This is a genomic window from Duganella sp. CF517, assembly GCF_900110275.1.
In the GTDB taxonomy this organism is placed as follows: Bacteria; Pseudomonadota; Gammaproteobacteria; order Burkholderiales; family Burkholderiaceae_D; genus Rugamonas.
This window is the reverse complement of sequence record NZ_FODC01000009.1, coordinates 274,560-294,980: the sequence shown is the minus strand read 5'-3', so window position 1 is coordinate 294,980 and position 20,421 is coordinate 274,560. Positions and strand designations below refer to the sequence as shown.

Here is a 20,421-nt window from a genome sequence, read left to right as displayed (position 1 = left end):
ACTTGCATGTGTAAGGCATGCCGCCAGCGTTCAATCTGAGCCAGGATCAAACTCTTCAGTTTAATCTCTGTTACTTTTGCCGTTTTACCGGCACTCTTATTGCTAAGAGGTCGCTCACTCAAAATACTGACAGGCCACTATTTTCATAGCGCCTATTTCATTACTTCTTGTGAACATTTGATATTTTAAGTATCGCGGAACCGAAGTCCCGCGTGCACTTTCATCAAACGTCCACACTTATCGACTGTTAATTTTTAAAGAACTTTATTCGGTACTGCTTGTTACTGTTTGCTGAAGAAGCGTTGTGTTCATCAGCGAAGAGGCAAGATTATGAAGCGTTTCGAATATTTCGTCAAGCACTTCTTTTTCTTCGTCTTCTTCATGTCACGCCGCATTTGTGTGCGTCGTTCTGCGAGGGGGCGAACTATAGCAAGGCGCAACAATTACCGCAAGGACTTTTAAAGCCTGACTGCAACATCTGGATAAAGTCTTACCAGGGCGGCGGTTGCTATTTCCCGGATCAGCGCGGTGGCGGCCTCGCTGTCCGCCTTATCGCGGCGAAGGTCCCCCCATAACGCCACCAAGGCGGCGTCGTGCTGCGCTACCGCCTGCTCTACCTCTTCCTGCCAGAACGCCGGCGCCTCGTTCTCGACGAAATTACCGCGTCCACGTCCGAAGTGCGCCACCGCCAGGTAACGCAGAATGCCGACCACCACCAGATTACGCATGAAGGCATCGGTAAATTGCACGGCGGCCTGGTTGCGGTCGGTACTCGAATTAAATCCCCAGGCCGCGCCGGCGAACGTCAACGCGCCGACCACCCCGCCCAGCAAGGCGCCGCCGCCCAAGGTCAGCCCGCCAGCCATGACGTCGGCCGACAGGCCGGTCGCCGCGCCGGAGATCACCGCGCCCAGCAAACCCGCCTGCGCCTTATCAATGGGAGCGCGCACGGCGAAGTTTTCGCGCACCCGCTCGTTGATTTTGCCGGCGTCGGTTGGATCGAGCTGGTGCAGGATCAACAGTTCGCGCGTCGATTCGACGGTCGCCTGGTTCAAGCGCGCGATCAGATTGCCCATGGCGCGGTCTTGGCGCTGCTGCTCATCGTTCTTGCCGATGCCGACCACCTTCAGCGCCGATTTGAGCATGCTGGAAGGCACGGCGTCGACCGCCTCGCTATCGCGCGCGGCCGCCGCCAGCTGTTTGGCCAGCAGTCGGATCGCATGGTCGTAGCGGCGCACGTTGGCCGCTTCCCAGGTTGCGAACAAGCGGGCATAACCGGCCTGCTGCGACGGATCGACCAGTTTGCCGACCGCGTCGTAAAAGACGCGCTCATGCACCCAGCAGCGGGCGAAGGCGTCCAGCGCCAGCACCTCGCGCACCGCTGGATATTGCGCCAAATGCGCGCGCCAACGCCCCTGCTCCGCCTGCTCCTCGGCGGCGGGCCGGGGCCGCCCGGTCTGGTTCAGCAACACCACCACCGGCTTGCCGATCCAGTCCAATATCTTCATCTCCGCCGGCACATAGCCGGCATCTTTCGGATTTTCCGAGGAGTTGACCAGATAAAGAACGACGTCCGCCGACTCCTTGGCCGTGCGCAAGGCATTCTGACTGAGCCAGAACGGCCGGTCGCGGTAACGGTCCAGCACTTCCCGCAGGAACCAGCCGATCGGGTTGCCCGACTGCCCCAACCGCTTGAGCAGGCGCACCGAGTCGCCGAAGCCCGGCGTATCCCACAATTGCAGGCTGTCGCCCTGCGGCGTCGTCAACAGCGTATGCGACTCGGCGAAGATGGTCACGTGGGCGGCGTCGCGCACCTCGCCGATGTCCATGCCGACCAGGGTGCGCGCCAACGTGGTCTTGCCGTTATTGGTATGCGAAATCAGCGCGAACTGGATTTGCACCGCGTCCGCCGCGGTTTTTTCAATCGAAACATTCATGCTGCAGCCGACAGTTTCAGCCCGACGCCGGCGTCGAGCGGGTGGATGGACGGGTCCAGCAGATTCACGACGGTCGCCGTGGTCTGGTGGAAGCGGCAGAATTCTTGCCACAGGGCGGTTCTCTCGGCGAGCCCGCGCTGGTCGGCCTGGCCCATGCGTTCCACAAAGGAGGATTCGTCGAGCAGAACCGCGATGCCGCGCGGCGACGCCTTCACCAAATAATCGAGGAAGGCGCCATGATTTTCCTTTTCAGGCGTCGCTGTCAAGTTGAACAGCACCGCCGTCATGGTCACGTTCGGATCGTTGAGGTCGACGTCGCGCAGCGCCTCCCGGGGCTCCTCGCCGTACGAGGTCGACGGCCGCAACATCATGCGGCCCTGCTCGCCGAACAGCATGATGGCGATCTGCCCCAAGCCGCGATGGCGGGTTTCGTCGACCGTAAAGCTGAACGGCAACACGCGCAGCATGCCGCCGGTGCCGGCGCCGATCGTCTCATTGAGCTTGCGGAAATATGGCTGATCCAGGTCGAGCGGGAAACGCCGGCTCAGGCGCGCCGCGCGCCAATTCGCGACCAGCGCCAGCACCAGACGCGGCAGCACGACCAGCAGGAAGATCGTCGCCGCGTACAGATGGACCCAGCGCGCGCCACCCTCCGGCGCCGTGGTCTGCGGGAAACGCAGCGCCTCGATCTCGGCCAAGCTGAAGCCCTGCAACTGGAACACGGCGATGGCCGGCGCGAACAATATGGACAGCAGGCTGTGCACCTGCGTGGCGTCGAGGAAGGTGCTTTCCCAGCCGGCCGCGTACTGGGACAGCAGGCCACGGCCATATAAGGAGAGCACGGCGCCGAGCGCGAACATGGCCGCGCTCAGGTGGATGGTGCGGCCGAGCCGGGCCGTCGTCAATTTGGCGCTCAGTTGCGACCATTCGCCCATAAAGCCCAGCAATCCGGTGGCCAGCACCGGCGGCACCTTGCGCGGCACGGCCAGCTTGCCGACGCTCAGGCGGCGGATCAGGCCCGACTTCGGCCCGCCGTCGGCGCGCGCGGGGATGAACAGGCTGATTAACAAGCCCAGATAAACCAGAAGATTCCAGGCAATGATCAGCAGCAGCGGCGCCGACAGCAGATCGACGCGGTGCGGATCGGTAATGCGGTCCAGCGCGGCGCCCAGCGCCAGCGCCAGCAGCGGCAACAGCCAGGCCAGCGCCCGCAGACCGGTCGAGCGCTTGGCGAAGCCGGCAAACGCCGGCGTCCGCTCGGTCAGGCGTTTCAGTATCTGTTCCGAGCGCTGCTGCAGGAAATCGTCGGGCGTGACGTCCGCATGTTTGTCCGAGGCTTGCCATTGCGCCAGCTCGCGCGCGCTGCGGCTGGCGTACATGCGGTCGTCCTCGCTGAGCACTTCTTTCTTCTGGTCGGCCAATTCGATGGCCCGCACCAGGACGACGTCCCTGGCTATGTGCTCGTTCATAGTGCTCCTGTGTTTGGTCAAAGCGACAACTCGACAGGATTGTGACCCAATTTCCCGAATCAGGCCAATTCCGCACGCCGTTCGGCCGGCCTGAGCGTGCGATAGAGAACGTCGACGACGAATACGGCGACCCACATCGACCAAAGCGTGTGCGTCAGGAAATGCGCGCCGCGCAACTGCTGCATCCAGCCGACCGCCAGGCCGAAGGCCAGCATCACGCCGCCCACGGCGGCGGCCATGCGGGGACGATGCGGCAACCAAAATACGGCCACAGCCACCAGCCAGAGCGCGCTGGACGCATGGCCGCCAGGGAGGCACTGCCCCGGCGACACGCCGGCCGGCAGCATCTCCAGCAGCCGCACATAGGGCTCGCGGCCGCCGTAGCGCTGCAAATCCCACGGGCAATGCGAATCGCTGAAGTGCTTCAACACGCTGATGCAGGTCGGCACCAGGATGGCCGACAGCGCCAGCACGCGCAGGCCGGTGCGGCGCGGCGCGTCCCAGTACGTCCGCGGCCTGGCCCAATCCCACGCGGCCAGCGCGACGACCGTCACCCCCATGACCTGCAGGATGGTCTTCAGGATGTCGTGGTTGAACCGTTCGGCCAGCCACGCATGGTGCCAGGGAAACGTGCCGCTGGCGCGGTCGAACATGGCGTCGGCCAGCGCCAGATCGATATCGGTGTAGTTACCGATCCAGAGGATCAGCATGCCGGACAGGATCAACGCGGCGTCGACGGCGCGCAGCGCGCCTCCTTGTTTAAGACTGGTTCGCGAGCGTACAAGCATGGAAAATATCGAGTCGGGGATTGTAGACGGCCGTGCTGATGTTCAGCATGCCGAGGAACGAATGGAACACGTTATCGTGGGAGAACTCCTGCCCGCGCCGCGCCTCCAGGCAGCGCTGGTCCAGGTTGAAACGGTCGCGGTAGCCCTGGTCCAGCCACAGCATGAAAGGCACGTGGCGCTGTTCGTCGGGCGAGATGAAGTACGGCGCGCCGTGCAGATACATATTCTTTTCGCCCAGCGATTCGCCGTGGTCCGAGAAGTACATGAAGGCGGTGTCGACATTGTCGGCGGCGCCGGCCGCGCGCAACAGGTCGATGGTCTTGCTCAGGAAATAGTCGGTATAGGCGATGGTGTTGTCGTAGGCGGCCACGATGGATTCGCGCGAACACTTTTCCAGTTCGTTGCTACTGCACACCGGGCCGAACCGCTGGAACGCGGCCGGATAGCGCTTCCAGTACGCCGGTCCGTGGCTGCCCTTCTGGTGCAGCACGATGACCAGATCCTGCTTGGCGTCGCGGATGATTTCCGGCAGGCCTTGCAGCATGCGCTCGTCGAAGCACTCCTCCGTGTTACAGAACGGATCTCCGGCCTTCGGCTGCGACATGTCCTCATACGTCACGCGGTCGCACACGCCTTTGCAGCCCGAATTGTTGTCGCGCCACAGCACCTGCAAGCCTGCGTGGCTGAGCACGTCGAGCAAGCCCTCCTGCGCCTTCGCCTTGGTCTCCGAATAATCGACGCGGGCGAAGCCGGAAAACAGGCAGGGAACGGAAATCGCCGTGGCCGTGCCGCACGATTGCACATTGCTGAAGTTGAGCAGGCCGGCCTGGCGCGACAGCAGCGGATTGGTGTCGCGTTTATAGCCGTTGAGCGAGAAATTCATCGCGCGCGCGGTTTCGCCGACCACCATGATGGTCACCGTGCGGCGCTTTTGCTGCGCCCACAAGGTGCCCTTCATGGCGTCGCTGCCCAGCGGCGCGATCACCGTCGCGCGCGCCATTTTGTGCTTGAGAAAAGAGTTACCGGCCTGGATGACGTTGGTCGGCGTCAGCAGGAAGCGCATCTGGCGGTATTCGCGCACGGCCGGCGCCAAGGTCTTGAAGAAGCCCATCATCAGGACGCCGGCAACCAGCAGGGAGACGACGATCACGGCGGGATTGAGCAACAGCGCGCGGCGCAGCGGCGGAAATTCCAGCTTGAGATGGTACACCAGCACCGACGGCACCACTCCCAGCAGGGAAATCGTCAGCACCAGGCTCCAGCTGAACAACTCGGTGGCCTCGTGCACATCGGTTTCCATGACGTTCTGCAGCATCGAAGCATCGATGGCGATGCCGTAGCGGTTCATGAAATAGCTGCTGAAGGCGGTAACGAAGAACAGCAGGATCAGCACCGGCTTGATCACGTAACGAAAACTGAACAAGGTCAGGAAGGCGTTGAACGCCAGCGCCAGCAGCGTAAACGACGCGACATACAGCGGCACGTTGGCCGGTTGGAAGCCGCCGGTCGCCACGAAGAACGTTTGCCAGAAGCTAAAGTTGTACACCAGTACAAAGAAAGCGGCGACCGCCAGGGTCAGGTGCTGGACATGAACGCGCGGCACCCTTGTGAATGGCGTGACGCGCAGAAGCGGCAGCAAGCGCGCGCGATGATGACTAAGCGTTAAGTTCGGATGTATGTTCAACTGAGGCTCCTGAATTCCAGCCTCCACCTTACTTACCCGTCGGTCAACTCCGCGTCAAAGATGCGTTAAGTTTACGTTAAATTCCTCAAGGAAATCGAATCTCAAACACGCTGCCGCCGCCGACGCGCTCGCTATAGGCCAGGTCCGCGCCCAGATAGGCGCAAATGCGCTGCACCAGCCCCAGGCCCAGGCCGGTGCCCGACGAGCCGCTCGCGCTGACCGGGATGGCCTCGTTCAGCAGCCGCGCGCGGGCCGCGGCGGGCAGGCCGGGGCCGGTATCCTCGACGATCAGCGAACGCCCGGCCAGCCGCACCACGACCTCGCCCTGCAGCGTATAAAGACAGGCATTGCGCACGAGGTTGCCGATGGCGGCGATCAACAGTTCGCGCGGCGCCTGGATCATGAAATCCTCGCCGCCGGCATACCTTACCTCCAGCGGTTTGGCCACCGTCAAGCTCTGGCAGCGCGCCGCCTCCTCGCCGGCCAGCCCGGCCGCCGAGACCGACGTCATCTCCAGCATGTCCGGCGAGCGCGCCAGCCGCAGCAGCACCGTCACCGAATCGGAGGCGTCGCGCGCGGCGCGGTAGATGCGCTCGGACGCGGCGTGGATGGCCGGATTGGCATGCGCCTGCGTCATCAGGATTTCCGCCGCGCCGGTGATCACCGTCAAAGGGGTGCGCAGCTCATGGCTGACGTCGCCCGTGAAGAAGCGCTCGCGGTCCAGAACTTCGGTCAACTCCTTGGTACGGGCCGAAAAAGCGCGCGCCAGAATCCCCAGTTCGTCGGGACTGTCCTGCAGCGGCAAGTCCGTACGGCGCGCCTGCACCGCCGAGGCCAGCCCCATGATCGGCGCCACCAGACTATTGCCGATGTACGCGCCGAACATCATCGAGCAAATCAAAAATCCGATAAAGCCGATGGCGAACATGCCGTACACCACCACCTCGATTTTTTCGTAGGCGCTGGCGTGGTCGACCACCGCGTACCGTCCGTTGGCGTCGCGCCCGGACCAGACATGCAAATCGACGCCATCGACGGTGATCTCGGTCGCACCGTCTGGCAAGTCCCGCAACGACAGCGGAATTTCGGCGTCGTGATGGAAGCTCAGGCCGGCCGGCATTTCCACCGGCAGGCCGCCGGCGTGGCGCGGCGACGCCCAGGCGGCCACTTCCTGCAAGCGCTCGTCGACCAGTTTGACCTCGATGCCTTCGACGGCGACGGCGGCGATGACGGCGAAAAACAGGATGCCGGCGGCGGCGAACGTCAGATAGGCGACGACGATACGCCGGCGCAAGGATTTAAACGGTGGCATCGGAGGCTAGCAGTTTATAGCCGATGCCCGGAACGGTGCGCAGCATGGCGAATTCAAAAGGTTTGTCGAGCGCCTGGCGCAGCGCATGAATGTGGGTGCGCAGCGCGTCGCTGTCCGGACGGTCCTCGCCCCACACTTCCTGCTCCAGCAATTCGCGCGGCACCAGCCTGGGCGCTTGCGTCATCAGGCATTTTAAAATGGTGTAGCCGGTCCTGGTCAGCGCCAGCGGCGTGCCGGCGCGCTTGACCTCGAAATTCTCGGTATCGAAGCGCAAGTCGCCGACGCTGAGCACGGCGGCGCCGGTGGTCTGGCCGCGCGCGCGCCGCAGCAGGGCGTTCAGGCGCACCTCCAGTTCGACCAGCGAAAACGGCTTGACCAGGTAATCGTCGGCGCCGCTGTCGAAGCCGGCGACCTTGTCCTCCAGCGTGTCGCGAGCGGTCAGCATCAGCACAGGCGTGGCGTCGCGCAGCTCGCCGCGCAGCTTCTGGCACAACTCCAACCCCGTCATGCCGGGCAGCATGACGTCCAGCACGATCACGTCGTACTCGTGCTGCGCCGCCAGGGCCAGCCCGGCGTAGCCGTTCGCCGCCGAATCGAGCACATGCCCTTTCGCCTCCAAAAAGGCATACAAATTGGCCAGAATGTCGGGATTGTCTTCAATAATCAGAATACGCATGGAGGTCGGACCGTCGGCTTACAGCCCGTCGAAATTGGGCGGCCGCTTTTCCAGGAAGGCTTTCATGCCTTCTTTTTGCGCAGGCGTGCCGAACGCGGCATGGAACAGGCGGCGCTCGTAGCCCACGCCTTCGGTCAGCGGCACTTCATAGGCGCGGTTGACGGCGTCCTTGACCATCATCGCCACCGAGGTCGGCATGGCGGCGATCACGGTCGCGGCGGCCAGCACTTCCTCGATCAGCTTGTCGGCCGGGACGACGCGCGACACCAGGCCCATGCGCTCGGCCTCGACCGCGTCGATGGTGCGGGCGGTCAGCAGCATGTCCATCGCCTTGGCCTTGCCGATCGCGCGCGGCAGGCGCTGCGAGGCGCCGGCGCCCGGCGTGACGCCGATCTTGATCTCCGGCTGGCCGAATTTGGCGGTGTCGGCGGCGATCACGAAGTCGCACATCATCGCCAGCTCGCAGCCGCCGCCCAGCGCATAGCCGGCCACCGCGCCCACCACCGGTTTGCGCACGCGCAGGATGTGCTCCCAGTTGCGGCCGATGTAGTTGTCGCGATAGGTGTCCACATACGTGTAGTCGACCATGGCGGCGATGTCGGCGCCGGCCGCGAAGGCTTTCTCGCTGCCGGTCAGGACGATGCACCCGATCGCCGGATCGGCGTCAAACTTGAACAACGCCTCGCCAAGTTCGTTCATCATGCGGTCATTGAGCGCGTTCAGCGCCTTCGGACGGTTCAGGCGGATCAGCGCGACTTTGCCGTGCACCTCAACGATCAGGTCTTCATATTGCATGGTGTTGCCTCCATGGTGGAATTTTACAGGTCGATTGTAGCGCCTATCACCGCCGCTGGTATTATTGATGCTTGGCAACTTACTTCGGCGAGCCTCCCATTTTTACCTCCCTGCGCCGCCCGCTGCGCGACAAGCTGGGCGCTGACCCGCTGCTGGGCAACAGCGATTTCCTGCGCTACTGGTTCAGCGCCATCCTCAACGGCTTCGGCGGCTATATCGGCGGGCTGGCCGTGCCGCTGTGCGCGGTGCTGCTGCTCAAGGCCACGCCGGCGCAAATGGGCATGCTGGGCGCGGCGGCGGCGATGCCGTTCGCGCTGTTCGCGCTGCCGGCCGGCGTGCTGCTGGACCGCAACCGCAAGCTGCCGATCCTGCTCTCCAGCAAAGCCATCCAGGCGAGCGCGCTGTTCAGCATCCCCGCCGCTTACTGGATGGGCGTGCTGTCGGTCGAATGGATGTATGCGGTCGCCTTCACCACCGGCGCGTGCAACGTCGTCGGCGGCGGCGCCGAGCAGGTCTTCCTGACCAACCTGATCGGTCGCGAGCGCCTGATGGACGCGCAATCGAAATTCGCCGCCACCGACTCGGCCTCGCGGCTGCTGGCGCCGGGGCTGGCGGGGCTGCTGATCCAATGGCTGACCGCGCCCTATGCGGTGCTGCTCAACGCCATGGGCTTCGTCACCTCGATCCTGCTGCTGCGCAACCTGAAGGCCAACGATCCGAAGCCGGCGCCGTCCGACAAGCACCCGCTGCGCGACATCCGCGACGGCTTGCAATTTATCTGGCAGCAGCCGTTGCTGCGCACGCTGGCCTGGAGCGTGGGCGCCTGGCACATGCTGTTTTACGGTTACGCGGCGCTGGCGGTGCTGTTCGCCACGCGCGACCTCGGCATGAGCGCGGGCATGCTGGGCGCGGCGCAGATGGTCGGCGGCCTCGGCGTGCTGGCCAGCTCGATGCTGCTCAAGCCGCTGACCCGGCGCTACGGCGCCAGCGGCACCATCCTGATCGGCATCGGCCTGACCGCCTTCGCCTTCACGTTGACGCCGATGATACCGGCCAGGCTGTTCGGCACGCCGATGGCCAGCGCGACGGCGTTCGCGGCCTTGTCGCTGTTCCTCGACTGCGGCGTGATGCTGTTTGTCATGCCGTACATGGCCATCCGGCAAAAAGTCACGCCGGACGCCTACCTCGGCCGCATGGTGTCGACGATGCGCTTCCTGACCATCGCCGTGGCGCCGCTGGGCGCGCTCACGGCCGGGTATATCGGCGAGCATTTCAGCGTCCGCACCGGCATGGCGTGCGTGGCCGTGGGCGCCATCGTGCTGACCGCCTGCATGGCCGTGGCGTCGTCGCTGCGCGACGCCGAACAGCCGGCGGTGGCCGCGCCGTAAGCGGCCCTACCGTGCGCCGGAAATCCGGCCAAGCCAGTACGCTCACTCCCGTATCAACCGATCCCGATAGGAGTGCGCCATGTTCAACACCATATTACTGCCGACCGACGGCTCCGACTTGTCGGACAAGGCGACCGCGACGGCGGTCGAGTTCGCCAAACTGCATCGCGCCAAGATCGTCAGCATCACCGTGATCCAGCCCTTGCCACTGGCGTCGATGGGCGATGGCGGCGCCGTGATCGACTCCGGCCAGTTCGCCGTCAAGATGCAGGAAGCCGCGCGCGCCTACATCGACAAGGTGGCGGCGGCCGCGCGCGCCGCCGATATTCCATTCGAAGGGGTGATCTCGGTGTCGCACACCCCGTACGAGGAAATCGTCGAGGCGGCGAAAAAATTCGACTGCGACCTGATCATGATGGCGTCGCACGGGCACAAGGGTATTAACAAGCTGCTGCTGGGCAGCCAGACCGACAAGGTGCTGGCGCACACGACCTTGCCGGTGTTGGTGTTGCGCTAGCGCTCCCCGGCCTCAGGGCTGCTTGGGCAACAACACCCAGACATTGCCGCGCTGCTTCATGCGGCCGGCGTTTTCCGCCGCCTCCGTGCCGAAGCCGAAGAAGTAATCGACCCGGATCGCGCCACGGATGGCGCCGCCGGTATCCTGCGCCATCACCAGGCGTTGCAGCGGAATATCGCTGTTCGGCATCGTGGTGGCCAGGAACATCGGCGCGCCCAGCGGCAGTTGCGAGGCGTCGATCGCCACCGAACGCTGCGGCGTCAGCGGCACGCCCTGCGCGCCCTTCGGCCCGACCTTCGGGTCCGGCAGCTTTTCTTCCTTGAAGAACACATAGCTCGGGTTCGCATTGAACAGTTCCTGCATGCGGGTCGGGTGGCCGGCGATCCAGGCCTTGATGCCCTGCGCCGACGCCTGTTCCAGCGTCAGCTCGCCCTTCTCCACCAGATACTTGCCGATCGATTTGTACGGATGGCCGTTCTGGTCGGCGTACGCCACGCGCACCGTTTCCTGCGTATCGGTCAGCTGCACGCGGCCCGACCCCTGCACCTGCAGGAAGAACGATTCCACCGGATCGTCCACCCACAGCAATTCCTTGCCGGTGAAATCGGCCTTCTCGATCTCGGCGCGGGTCGCGTACGGCACCACCTTCTTGCCCACCAGCTTGCCGCGCAGGCGCATGCCCTTGAGCTCCGGATAGACGCCGGCCAGGTCGATCGTGACCATGTCGTCCGGCACCTTAAACAGCGGCGTTTGATACGGCCCGCCCTTTTTGCGGGCGCCGCGCAGCAGCGGCTCGTAATAGCCGGTGACCAGCCCATCGGTGGCGCCGTCCGGCGCGATCACCTGGTTGGGCACCATGAACGCCTCGAAGAAGGTGCGGATGGCCTTGTCGTCGGCGGCGTTGACGCCGCGCGCGATCGAGCACGATTCCTTCCATTGCGGCTGCTTGACCAGCACGGCGCACGAGGACATGAAGGCCGGCCAGGCGGCGCGCACGTCGTCGCGGTCCCAGCCGGGCAGCGCGGCGAAGGTGGCCGGCACCATCCGCAGCGCACCGGGCGCGGCCGGCACGGTCGGGACCGGCGGCGTCGACGGCGTGGCGGGCACGGCCGGCGGGGTCGGCTGTCCGGCCGGCTTTTCCGGCGGGATCGGCGTGGTGGTGCAGGCGGCCAGCGAAAGCGCGACGACGGACAGCGGAACGAGTAGACTACGACGTGTAAATGACATAAGGATAGCTATGTGGGTAGTGATATTGGAAGCATGCGTGGCGTTTTTCCTGCTGGTCTTCATCGTCTGGTGGACGATGTACCAGGGCAAAGGCAAAACCAGGAAGTTGCCCCCGCCCGAACGGCATGACGATCCGAAATAACGGGAGAGGCGGCGCGGCCGCAAACCCGCTGGATCAATGGAGCGTGCGTGGCAGCGACAGCACGAACTCGGGGATCTTGGCTTCGAACTGATGGCCGTCCTCGGCCACGCAGAAGTATTCGCCGACCATCGAGCCCTGCTGGGTTTGCAGCGCGGTGCCGCTGGTGTATTCGAAATGCTCGCCCGGCTGCAGCAACGGCTGATGGCCGACCACGCCCAGTCCGCGCACCTCTTCGATGTGGTTGTTGGCGTCGGTGATGACCCAGTGGCGCGAAATCAGTTGCGCGGCGACGGTGCCGGTGTTCTTGATCGTGATCGAATAGGTGAACACGAAGTTGGTGCGTTCCGGATCGGATTGATCCGGCAGGTACTGGGTTCTGACCGACACAGTAAATTCATAAGTTGCCATCGAAATTCCTTAAGGCTGAGGCGTGGGGTCGTAATGAGATCAATTGCGATTGTATATCGTCAGGCCCCCATTGCACCGCAAATCGGCAACGGGTGCAAGCGGCGTGAGGCTGAAACCAGGCTGAAAGCAGGCTGAAAACGGGCGCGGGCGCGCACGGCAGCGTAAAATAGCGCATCTTTTTAATGCAGGCCTCACGTCATGTCCAATTTCCGTATCGCCCCCAGCATCCTGTCCGCCGACTTCGCCCGTCTGGGTGAAGAGGTGCGCAATGTCGTCGCCGCCGGCGCCGACATCATCCACTTCGACGTGATGGACAACCATTATGTTCCGAACCTGACCATCGGCCCGCTGGTGTGCCAGGCGATCCGCCCGCACGTGGACGTGCCGATCGACGTGCACCTGATGGTCAAGCCGGTCGACCGCCTCATTCCGGACTTCGCCAAGGCCGGTGCCAACATCATCACCTTCCACCCGGAGGGCTCCGAGCACATCGACCGCTCGCTGCAACTGATCCGCGACCACGGCTGCAAGGCCGGCCTGGTGTTCAACCCGGCCACCCCGCTGAGCTATCTGGAACACGTCATGGACAAGATCGACATGATCCTGATCATGTCGGTCAACCCCGGCTTCGGCGGCCAGTCCTTCATTCCGCAGGCGCTCAAGAAGATCGCCGAGGCGCGCCGCCTGATCGACGACTCGGGCCGCGACATCATGCTGGAAGTCGACGGCGGCATCAAGATCGACAACATCGCGGCGGCGGCGGCGGCCGGCGCCGACACCTTCGTGGCGGGCTCGGCCATCTTCGGCCAGCCGGACTACAAGGCCGTCATCGACGCCATGCGCGCCAATTTGGCGGCGCTCTGATCCTCTAGCACGACTTCGGGTGGCGCGGCCGCGCCACCCTGCCCGTCCCCTCCCGCTGTAGCATTTCCCGCATCCAGAACGCAAAGATCGCCTCGAATCCACCAGCGCTTGTGCCTGCTCAAAATTTCACGCCTTATCCAATGCCAGCATAGCGCACACGGACAAGCAGTCGGGAATGAAAGAGCGAGCCCGTTGGCGAGTTGCGGCAAGGCAGGCGCAACGATCGCAGATGCGATAGCAAGTCCATTGGACGGCGTCAAAGGGCTCTTAAGGGCCTCGTGAACATGATGCTACGACAACCAGCATCTTGAAGTTTGGAGGAAATTCAATGACTGCCGATAAAAACACAGAAGCTGCTCTAGAGCAAATTAATCGAGCACCGGAAAAGCAGAAAAAATATCCGGAAGACATGGGTTTTTATCCAATTCGCTCGCATGACAGGACAAACTGAAAACACCCTGGCTCGAAAATTATTTGGATCTACGTGACGATAATGCGGGCAAGAGTGCGTTAAACAACTTCTTGCGTGAGACAGGTGCGGACTCATTTCCTCTAGCGGACCGCTCGCGGGGGGCACTCTTAGGGCTGATGCTTGGGGATGCGCTAGGGATGCCACTGGAGTTTAGTAAGCGGGATACCAAGCACGTATCGGACCTCGAAAAAGGCGGCCCTTTCAATCTTGAGCGCGGCTACTGGACCGACGACAGCAGCCTCGCCTTCTGCACCGCCTACAGTCTGTCCAAATGCGTCGGCTTCGATGCCAGGCATATGATGGAATGTTATTCGCTCTGGTATCGCTATGGAGCGTTCAGCTCAACCGAAGAGTGTTTTGACATTGGCAATGCGACCCGGCAGGCGATCGAAAACTACCTCCGCACCGGCGAGCCATATTCGGGCAGCGCGCACCCTAAAACCGCTGGAAACGGCTCTTTGATGAGGCTCGCGCCAATACCGATCTTCTATTCGGACGACTTTCAACGCACCGTCCATTTTGCGGCCGAAAGCTCAAAATTGACGCACAAGGCGGTCGAGGCGGTTGATGCATGCCGTTACTTTGCCGCGCTTCTTTACGGCGCGCTCAATGGCGAAAGCAAAGGGAAAATTCTGGACGGATTGTATGCACCCGCGCCGGACTACTGGGATCAGCATCCGCTGACGCCGTCCGTGAAAAAAATCGCGCTGGGCTCGTACAAAAACAAGAGCCGCGACCAGATTTCCTCATCCGGCTATGTCATCGATACCTTGGAGGCCGCACTATGGGCATTTTATCGAAACGATGACTTCCGAAGTGGCGCCCTGGAAGCGGTCAACCTGGCCAATGACTCCGACACTGTCGGCGCCGTGTATGGCCAGCTGGCCGGCGCTTTCTATGGGGAGATGGAGCTGCCGTTCGACTGGATCCGCAAGCTCTACAAATTACAAGCGGCCTATCATTTCCCCCAGGATCTGCTTCAAGCAAAAACCGAAAACGCGCGTCATGTGGAAGCGGCGGCCGCTGCGGACTAAATGCCAGTCCACAATCGCGCGGCCTGAAAAAAGCAGCGGGATGGATGGGTTTGGCCACGCTCCGCTATACTTATCCTCCAGCCGGCGGCATACCTATCGGGCATACCGCTTTTTTTGCCTTAGCTCCGAGGAAATGCACCCAATGTCCGCCAATCTGAAACTGTCCCCACTGGCAGGCGTGCGCGCCGCAATCATCGACCTCGACGGCACCATGCTGGACACGATGCCCGACTTCCACGTGGCGATCAACGGCATGCTGAAGGAACTGGGCCTCGAATCCATCGAGCAAGAGCAAATCGCGCTGATGGTCGGGAAGGGATCCGAGAACCTGATCCGCTCCGTGTTGGCGCTGCAAGCGGACGCGGCCGGCGTGGAGCAGCGCTTCGACGCGGCGATGGACGCCTACCAGCGCCATTACCTGGGTATCAACGGCAACCACAGCACCTTGTACCCGGACGTGATCGAAGGCCTGACGGCGATGAAAGCCGGCGGCCTGCGCCTGGCCTGCGTGACCAACAAGCCGATCGCCTTCACCACGCCCTTGCTCAAGCTCAAGGGCCTGGACGGCTTTTTCGACGTGGTCTACGGCGGCGATTCGCTGCCGCGCAAAAAGCCCGATCCGCTGCCGCTGCAAACCGTGTGCGCCGATTTCAACCTGCCGCCGGCGCAGGTGGTGGCCATCGGCGACTCGTCGAACGACGCGCAAGCGGCCCGGGCTGCGGGTTGCCCGGTGTTGACGGTGCCTTACGGTTACAATCACGGACAGTCTATACACGGGATCGATTCCGATGGTATAGTAGACACGCTGCTCGACGCGGCAAGCCGCATAAGTTCGCAAAATTAACCTTTAGCTGAACCAAACCTGACCGAATGTCTTCCATCAAAAAACACAATGTCAACCAAACCGGCTCGATTGAGGCCTGGCTTTGGCGACGCTGGCAATCCTGGCAAAACTAAGCCGAACTGATTGCTGTCGCACGTGCACGCGCACCCGACAGGTTTTTTGACAAACCACCGCCAACCCACACCCATACTTTGGCGGCATGGAGAGAAGACATGACCGAACTCGAATTCAAATCGTTGGCCAACGAAGGCTACAACCGCGTCCCGCTGATCGCCGAAGCCTTCGCCGACCTCGAAACCCCGCTCACGCTGTACCTGAAACTGGCCCAGACCCAGAACGCCGGCAAGAACACCTTCCTGCTCGAATCGGTGGTCGGCGGCGAGCGTTTCGGCCGCTTCTCGTTCATCGGCCTGCCGGCGACCACGGTGCTGCGCACCTTCGGCACCCGCACCGAGATCGTCAAGAACGGCGCCGTGATCGAAACCCACGAAGGCAATCCGCTCGAATTCGTCGAGGCCTACCAGAAGCGCTTTAAAGTGGCGCTGCGTCCGGGCATGCCGCGCTTCTGCGGCGGCCTGGCCGGCTACTTCGGCTACGACACCGTGCGCCACATCGAGAAAACCCTGGCCGACACGCAGCCCAAGGACGACCTGGGCCTGCCCGACATCCAGCTGATGGTGACCGAGGAACTGGCCGTCATCGACAACCTGTCCGGCAAGCTGTATCTGATCGTCTACGCCGACACCACGCAGCCCGAATCCTTCAGCAAGGCGCGCCAGCGCCTGAAGGACCTGCGCATGATGCTGCGCCGTGGCGTCGACGCGCCGGTCACCAGCGCCTCGGTGCGCACCGAAACCATCCGCGACTTCCCGAAAGAGGAATACCTGAAGGCGGTCGCCAAGGCCCACGAATACGTGATGGCCGGCGACTTGATGCAGGTGCAGATCGGCCAGCGCCTGCGCAAGCCGTACGTCGATTCGCCGCTGACGCTTTACCGCGCGCTGCGCTCGCTCAATCCGTCGCCGTATATGTACTTCTACAATTTCGGCGACATGCAGATCGTCGGCGCGTCGCCGGAGATCCTGGTGCGCAACGAGACCCTGCCCGACGGCGAAAAGAAGGTCACCCTGCGCCCGATCGCCGGCACCCGTCCGCGCGGCTCGACGCCGGAACGCGACGCCGAACTGGCCAGGGAACTGCTGGCCGATCCGAAGGAAATCGCCGAACACGTGATGCTGATCGACCTGGCGCGCAATGACCTGGGACGCATCTCCGAGATCGGCAGCGTCAAGGTCACCGACCGCCTGGTCATCGAAAAATACTCGCATGTGCAGCACATCGTCTCCAATGTCGAGGGCAAGCTCAAAGACGGCCTGTCCAACCTGGACGTGCTGCGCGCCACCTTCCCGGCCGGCACCCTGACCGGCGCGCCGAAAGTGCGCGCGATGGAGGTGATCGACGAACTGGAAATCTCCAAGCGCGGCATCTACGGCGGCGCCTGCGGCTACCTGTCGTTCGGCGGCGAGATGGATGTCGCCATCGCCATCCGCACCGGCGTGATCAAGGACGGCATGCTGTACGTGCAGGCCGCCGCCGGCATCGTCGCCGACTCGATCGCCGAGATGGAATGGCAGGAAACCGAAAACAAGGCGCGCGCCGTGCTGCGCGCCGCCGAACAAGTGCAAGATGGCCTGGATGGGGAGTTCTGAGATGCTGCTAATGATCGACAACTACGACTCCTTCACCTACAACATCGTGCAGTACTTCGGCGAGCTGGGTGAGGATGTGCGCGTGTACCGCAACGATGAAATCACGATCGCGGAAATCGAGGCGCTGAACCCGGACCACATCTGCATCTCGCCGGGTCCGAAAGACCCGTCGCAAGCCGGTATCTCGATCGAGGTGCTCAAGCACTTCGCCGGCAAGAAGCCGATCCTGGGCGTGTGCCTGGGCCACCAGGCCATCGGCGAAGCGTTCGGCGGCAAGGTCATACGCGCCAAGCAGGTCATGCATGGCAAAACTTCTTTAATCGCGCATACGGGCGTGGGCGTCTTCAAGGACCTGCCCTCCCCGTTCACGGTGATCCGCTACCACTCGCTGGCAATCGAACGCAGCTCGCTGCCGTCCTGCCTCGAAGTGACGGCATGGACCGACGACGGTGAAATCATGGGCGTGCGCCACAAGGATTACGACATCGAAGGGGTGCAATTCCACCCCGAGTCCATCCTGTCGGAACACGGTCACGCACTGCTGAAGAACTTCCTGGTTCGTTAAGCGGCGGCCCGCCCCCGAGGGGGCCGGCTTCATATCGCGCGTTAAAAAATTAAAGAAGGAATTGCCATGGCTATCACCCATCAAGAAGCACTGCTGCGCTGCATCGAACACCGCGAGATTTTCCACGACGAGATGCTGCACCTGTTCCGCCAGATCATGTCCGGCGAGATGTCGCCGTCGATGATCGCCGCCCTGACCATGGGCCTGCGCGTGAAAAAAGAAACCATCGGCGAGATCGCCGCCGCCGCGCAGGTGATGCGCGAGTTCTCCACCAAGGTGCCGATGGCCGACACCACCGGCCTGCTCGACATCGTCGGCACCGGCGGCGACGGCGCGCACACCTTCAACATTTCCACCGCCTCGATGTTCGTGGCGGCGGCGGCCGGCGCCCGCGTGGCCAAGCACGGCGGGCGCAGCGTGTCGTCGTCGTCCGGCAGCGCCGACGTGATCGAGTCGCTCGGCGCCAACATCAACCTCAAGCCCGAGCAGATCGCGCAATCGATCGCGCAGACCGGCATCGGCTTCATGTTCGCGCCCAACCACCACGCGGCGATGAAGCACGCCGCGCCGGTGCGCAGGGAGCTGGGCGTGCGCACCATCTTCAACATTCTTGGACCGCTGACCAATCCGGCCGGCGCGCCCAATATCCTGATGGGCGTTTTCCACGCCGATTTGGTGGGTATCCAGGTGCGCGTGCTGCAGCGCCTCGGCGCGCAGCACGCCATCGTCGTCTACGGCCGCGACAACATGGATGAAGTCTCGCTGGGCGCCGGCACCCTGGTCGGTGAACTGATCGACGGCGAGATCCGCGAATACGAAATCCACCCCGAGGACTTCGGCCTGCCGATGATCGCCAGCCGCAATCTGAAGGTCGCCAACGCCACCGAATCGAAGGCGAAGATGATGGAAGCGCTGCGCGGCGAGCCTGGCGCGGCGTTCGACATCGTTTCGCTCAACGCCGGCACGGCGCTGTACGCGGCGGGCGTGGCCGGCTCGATCGAGGACGGCCTGGCGCGCGCCCGCGTGGCGATCAACTCCGGCGACGCGCTCAAGAAGATCGAGCAGTTCGTGCAGGTCACGCAAAGCCTCGCCTCCACCAACTAAAGGGCAGCGACCATGTACGGCATTCACGACCTGACCTTGTTTATCATCTCCGGCCTGCTGCTCAATATCATGCCCGGTCCCGATTCGCTGCTGATCATGACGCGCAGCGCGACCCAGGGCTGGCGCGCCGGTTCGGCCGCCGCGCTGGGCATCGGCGCCGGCACGATGATCCATATTTTCGCCGCCGCGCTGGGCTTGTCGGCGCTGCTGTCGACCTCCGCCGCCGCCTTCACGGTGGTCAAGTGGGTCGGCGCGGCCTACATCATCTACGTCGGCATCGGCATGCTGCGCGCCAAGCTGCGTGGCGAGGCCGAAGCGCTGACCGATGACGCGCAGGCTTCGGCCGTTGCCGCCGCGCCGCTGCCTTACCGTAGAATCTTCTTCCAGGGTTTTCTGACCAATGTGCTGAACCCCAAGGTGGCCTTGTTCTTCCTGGCGTTCGTGCCGCAGTTTATCGCGGCCGATTCGACCAGCAAACCGCTGGCGTTCATCATCCTGGGCTCCATCTTCAATTTCAACGGCATGCTATGGTGCCACGGTCTGGCCGTCTTCACGGCCTTCGCCAGCGCGCGGCTCAAGGTCAAGCCGCTGGTCGCCCTTTGGCTCAATCGCGTCACCGGCGGCCTGTTCGTCGCACTCGGCCTGCGTCTGGCGCTGGCGGAACAACATTCATCCTAGGTTTATCATGTCCGACATCCTGAATAAAATCCTCGCAGTCAAAGCCGACGAAGTGGCCGCCGCCAAAAAACATCGCGGCTTCGCCAGCCTGCGCGCCGACGTCGAAGGCAATGCCGAACTGCGCGCCGGCCTGCGCGGCTTCGAGGCCAGCCTGCGCGCCAAGATCGCCGCCGGTGCGGCCGGCATTATCAGCGAAATAAAAAAGGCATCGCCGTCGAAGGGCGTGATCCGCGCCGACTTCCGCCCCGCCGACATCGCCGTCAGCTACGCCGCCAACGGCGCCGCATGCCTGTCGGTGCTGACGGACGAACAGTTCTTCCAGGGCTCCGAGGCCTATCTGCGACAGGCGCGCGCCGCCTGCGCGATCCCGGTGCTGCGCAAGGACTTCATGATCGACATTTACCAGATCTACGAGGCGCGCGCGATGGGCGCGGACGCGATCCTGCTGATCGTCTCCGCCCTGGACCACGGCCTGATGGCGGAAATGGAAGCCTGCGCGCACGAATTGGGGATGGGCGTGCTGGTCGAAACCCACGACGGCGACGAACTGACCGCCGCCCTGCGCCTGAACACGGCGATGGTGGGCATCAACAACCGCAACCTGCGCACCTTCGAGACGTCGCTGTCGACCACCATCGGCCTGCTGGACCGCATTCCGCCGGAAAAACTGGTGATCACCGAATCGGGCATCATGGTGCCGGAAGACGTCAAGCTGATGCGCGACGCCAATGTCCACGCCTTCCTGGTCGGCGAAGCCTTCATGCGCGCGCCCGATCCGGGTGCCGAGCTGAGCCGTCTATTCGACTAA

Annotated in this window: 20 protein-coding genes and 1 rRNA gene; 11 read left to right on the top strand and 10 right to left on the bottom strand. The window is 63.2% G+C overall.

The window, feature by feature from the left end:
* The 8 genes from BMX85_RS27995 to BMX85_RS27960 all read right to left on the bottom strand — a co-directional run.
* Nucleotides 1-62: ribosomal RNA gene (locus tag BMX85_RS27995) — 16S ribosomal RNA — on the bottom strand; the annotation flags it as partial.
* 396 nt (nucleotides 63-458) lie between these two features.
* Complete coding sequence (locus BMX85_RS27990) at nucleotides 459-1,937, bottom strand: GTPase domain-containing protein (protein WP_090327024.1); 1,479 nt, start codon at nucleotides 1,935-1,937, stop codon at nucleotides 459-461.
* Nucleotides 1,934-3,406 carry a DUF2868 domain-containing protein gene (locus tag BMX85_RS27985; protein ID WP_090327019.1) on the bottom strand — a complete coding sequence of 491 codons (1,473 nt, stop codon included), beginning with the start codon at nucleotides 3,404-3,406 and terminating at the stop codon, nucleotides 1,934-1,936. Before BMX85_RS27985 ends, BMX85_RS27990 begins: the two co-directional genes overlap by 4 nt.
* A 59-nt stretch (nucleotides 3,407-3,465) precedes the next feature.
* A complete protein-coding gene (locus BMX85_RS27980) occupies nucleotides 3,466-4,194 on the bottom strand; it encodes a phosphatase PAP2 family protein (RefSeq protein WP_090327014.1) in 729 nt (242 codons plus the stop codon).
* The gene (locus BMX85_RS27975) at nucleotides 4,166-5,833 is read right to left on the bottom strand and encodes a phosphoethanolamine transferase (protein ID WP_229210696.1); all 1,668 of its coding nucleotides are present in this window, start codon (nucleotides 5,831-5,833) and stop codon (nucleotides 4,166-4,168) included. The genes BMX85_RS27980 and BMX85_RS27975 overlap by 29 nt, the downstream gene beginning before the upstream one ends.
* A 130-nt stretch (nucleotides 5,834-5,963) precedes the next feature.
* Nucleotides 5,964-7,190 (bottom strand): sensor histidine kinase, encoded by a 1,227-nt coding sequence (locus tag BMX85_RS27970; RefSeq protein WP_090327010.1) that lies wholly within the window; start codon nucleotides 7,188-7,190, stop codon nucleotides 5,964-5,966.
* Nucleotides 7,177-7,866, bottom strand: coding sequence for a response regulator transcription factor (locus BMX85_RS27965; RefSeq protein ID WP_090327006.1), 690 nt, complete (start codon nucleotides 7,864-7,866; stop codon nucleotides 7,177-7,179). Before BMX85_RS27965 ends, BMX85_RS27970 begins: the two co-directional genes overlap by 14 nt.
* Before the next feature lie 18 nt (nucleotides 7,867-7,884).
* Entirely contained in the window at nucleotides 7,885-8,661 is a 777-nt protein-coding gene (locus BMX85_RS27960) for an enoyl-CoA hydratase (RefSeq protein WP_090327001.1), read from the bottom strand.
* A gap of 71 nt (nucleotides 8,662-8,732) precedes the next feature.
* Here BMX85_RS27960 and BMX85_RS27955 point away from each other — a divergent pair, with 71 nt between their 5' ends.
* Nucleotides 8,733-10,049, top strand: coding sequence for an MFS transporter (locus BMX85_RS27955; RefSeq protein WP_090326996.1), 1,317 nt, complete (start codon nucleotides 8,733-8,735; stop codon nucleotides 10,047-10,049).
* A 79-nt stretch (nucleotides 10,050-10,128) separates the two neighbouring features.
* Nucleotides 10,129-10,566: a universal stress protein gene (locus BMX85_RS27950; RefSeq protein ID WP_090326992.1), complete on the top strand. Its 438-nt coding sequence runs from the start codon at nucleotides 10,129-10,131 to the stop codon at nucleotides 10,564-10,566.
* Between the two features lie 12 nt (nucleotides 10,567-10,578).
* Here the strand turns inward: BMX85_RS27950 and BMX85_RS27945 are convergent, their stop codons facing one another.
* Both BMX85_RS27945 and apaG read right to left on the bottom strand, forming a co-directional pair.
* Entirely contained in the window at nucleotides 10,579-11,793 is a 1,215-nt protein-coding gene (locus BMX85_RS27945) for a murein transglycosylase A (protein WP_090326986.1), read from the bottom strand.
* Between the two features lie 175 nt (nucleotides 11,794-11,968).
* Nucleotides 11,969-12,343 carry a Co2+/Mg2+ efflux protein ApaG gene (gene apaG / locus BMX85_RS27940; protein ID WP_090326982.1) on the bottom strand — a complete coding sequence of 125 codons (375 nt, stop codon included), beginning with the start codon at nucleotides 12,341-12,343 and terminating at the stop codon, nucleotides 11,969-11,971.
* 198 nt (nucleotides 12,344-12,541) lie between these two features.
* On the opposite strand from apaG, the gene rpe reads away from it, so the two are divergent.
* From rpe to trpC, 9 genes are all read left to right on the top strand, one after another.
* Complete coding sequence (gene rpe / locus BMX85_RS27935) at nucleotides 12,542-13,207, top strand: ribulose-phosphate 3-epimerase (RefSeq protein WP_090326979.1); 666 nt, start codon at nucleotides 12,542-12,544, stop codon at nucleotides 13,205-13,207.
* Nucleotides 13,208-13,535: 328 nt separating this feature from the next.
* The gene (locus tag BMX85_RS31395; protein ID WP_255372404.1) at nucleotides 13,536-13,658 is read left to right on the top strand and encodes a hypothetical protein; all 123 of its coding nucleotides are present in this window, start codon (nucleotides 13,536-13,538) and stop codon (nucleotides 13,656-13,658) included.
* A 23-nt stretch (nucleotides 13,659-13,681) separates the two neighbouring features.
* A complete protein-coding gene (locus BMX85_RS27930) occupies nucleotides 13,682-14,713 on the top strand; it encodes an ADP-ribosylglycohydrolase family protein (protein ID WP_218147412.1) in 1,032 nt (343 codons plus the stop codon).
* Between the two features lie 142 nt (nucleotides 14,714-14,855).
* The gene (locus BMX85_RS27925; RefSeq protein ID WP_177196899.1) at nucleotides 14,856-15,557 is read left to right on the top strand and encodes a phosphoglycolate phosphatase; all 702 of its coding nucleotides are present in this window, start codon (nucleotides 14,856-14,858) and stop codon (nucleotides 15,555-15,557) included.
* 212 nt (nucleotides 15,558-15,769) lie between these two features.
* Nucleotides 15,770-17,266, top strand: coding sequence for an anthranilate synthase component I (trpE, locus tag BMX85_RS27920; protein ID WP_090326976.1), 1,497 nt, complete (start codon nucleotides 15,770-15,772; stop codon nucleotides 17,264-17,266).
* A 1-nt stretch (nucleotide 17,267) separates the two neighbouring features.
* On the top strand, nucleotides 17,268-17,831 hold the full coding sequence (locus BMX85_RS27915; protein ID WP_090326971.1) for an anthranilate synthase component II: 564 nt from the start codon (nucleotides 17,268-17,270) through the stop codon (nucleotides 17,829-17,831).
* A gap of 66 nt (nucleotides 17,832-17,897) precedes the next feature.
* A complete protein-coding gene (trpD, locus tag BMX85_RS27910) occupies nucleotides 17,898-18,935 on the top strand; it encodes an anthranilate phosphoribosyltransferase (protein WP_090326967.1) in 1,038 nt (345 codons plus the stop codon).
* Between the two features lie 12 nt (nucleotides 18,936-18,947).
* Nucleotides 18,948-19,613 carry a LysE family translocator gene (locus BMX85_RS27905; RefSeq protein WP_090326962.1) on the top strand — a complete coding sequence of 222 codons (666 nt, stop codon included), beginning with the start codon at nucleotides 18,948-18,950 and terminating at the stop codon, nucleotides 19,611-19,613.
* 7 nt (nucleotides 19,614-19,620) lie between these two features.
* Nucleotides 19,621-20,421: an indole-3-glycerol phosphate synthase TrpC gene (gene trpC / locus BMX85_RS27900; protein WP_090326957.1), complete on the top strand. Its 801-nt coding sequence runs from the start codon at nucleotides 19,621-19,623 to the stop codon at nucleotides 20,419-20,421.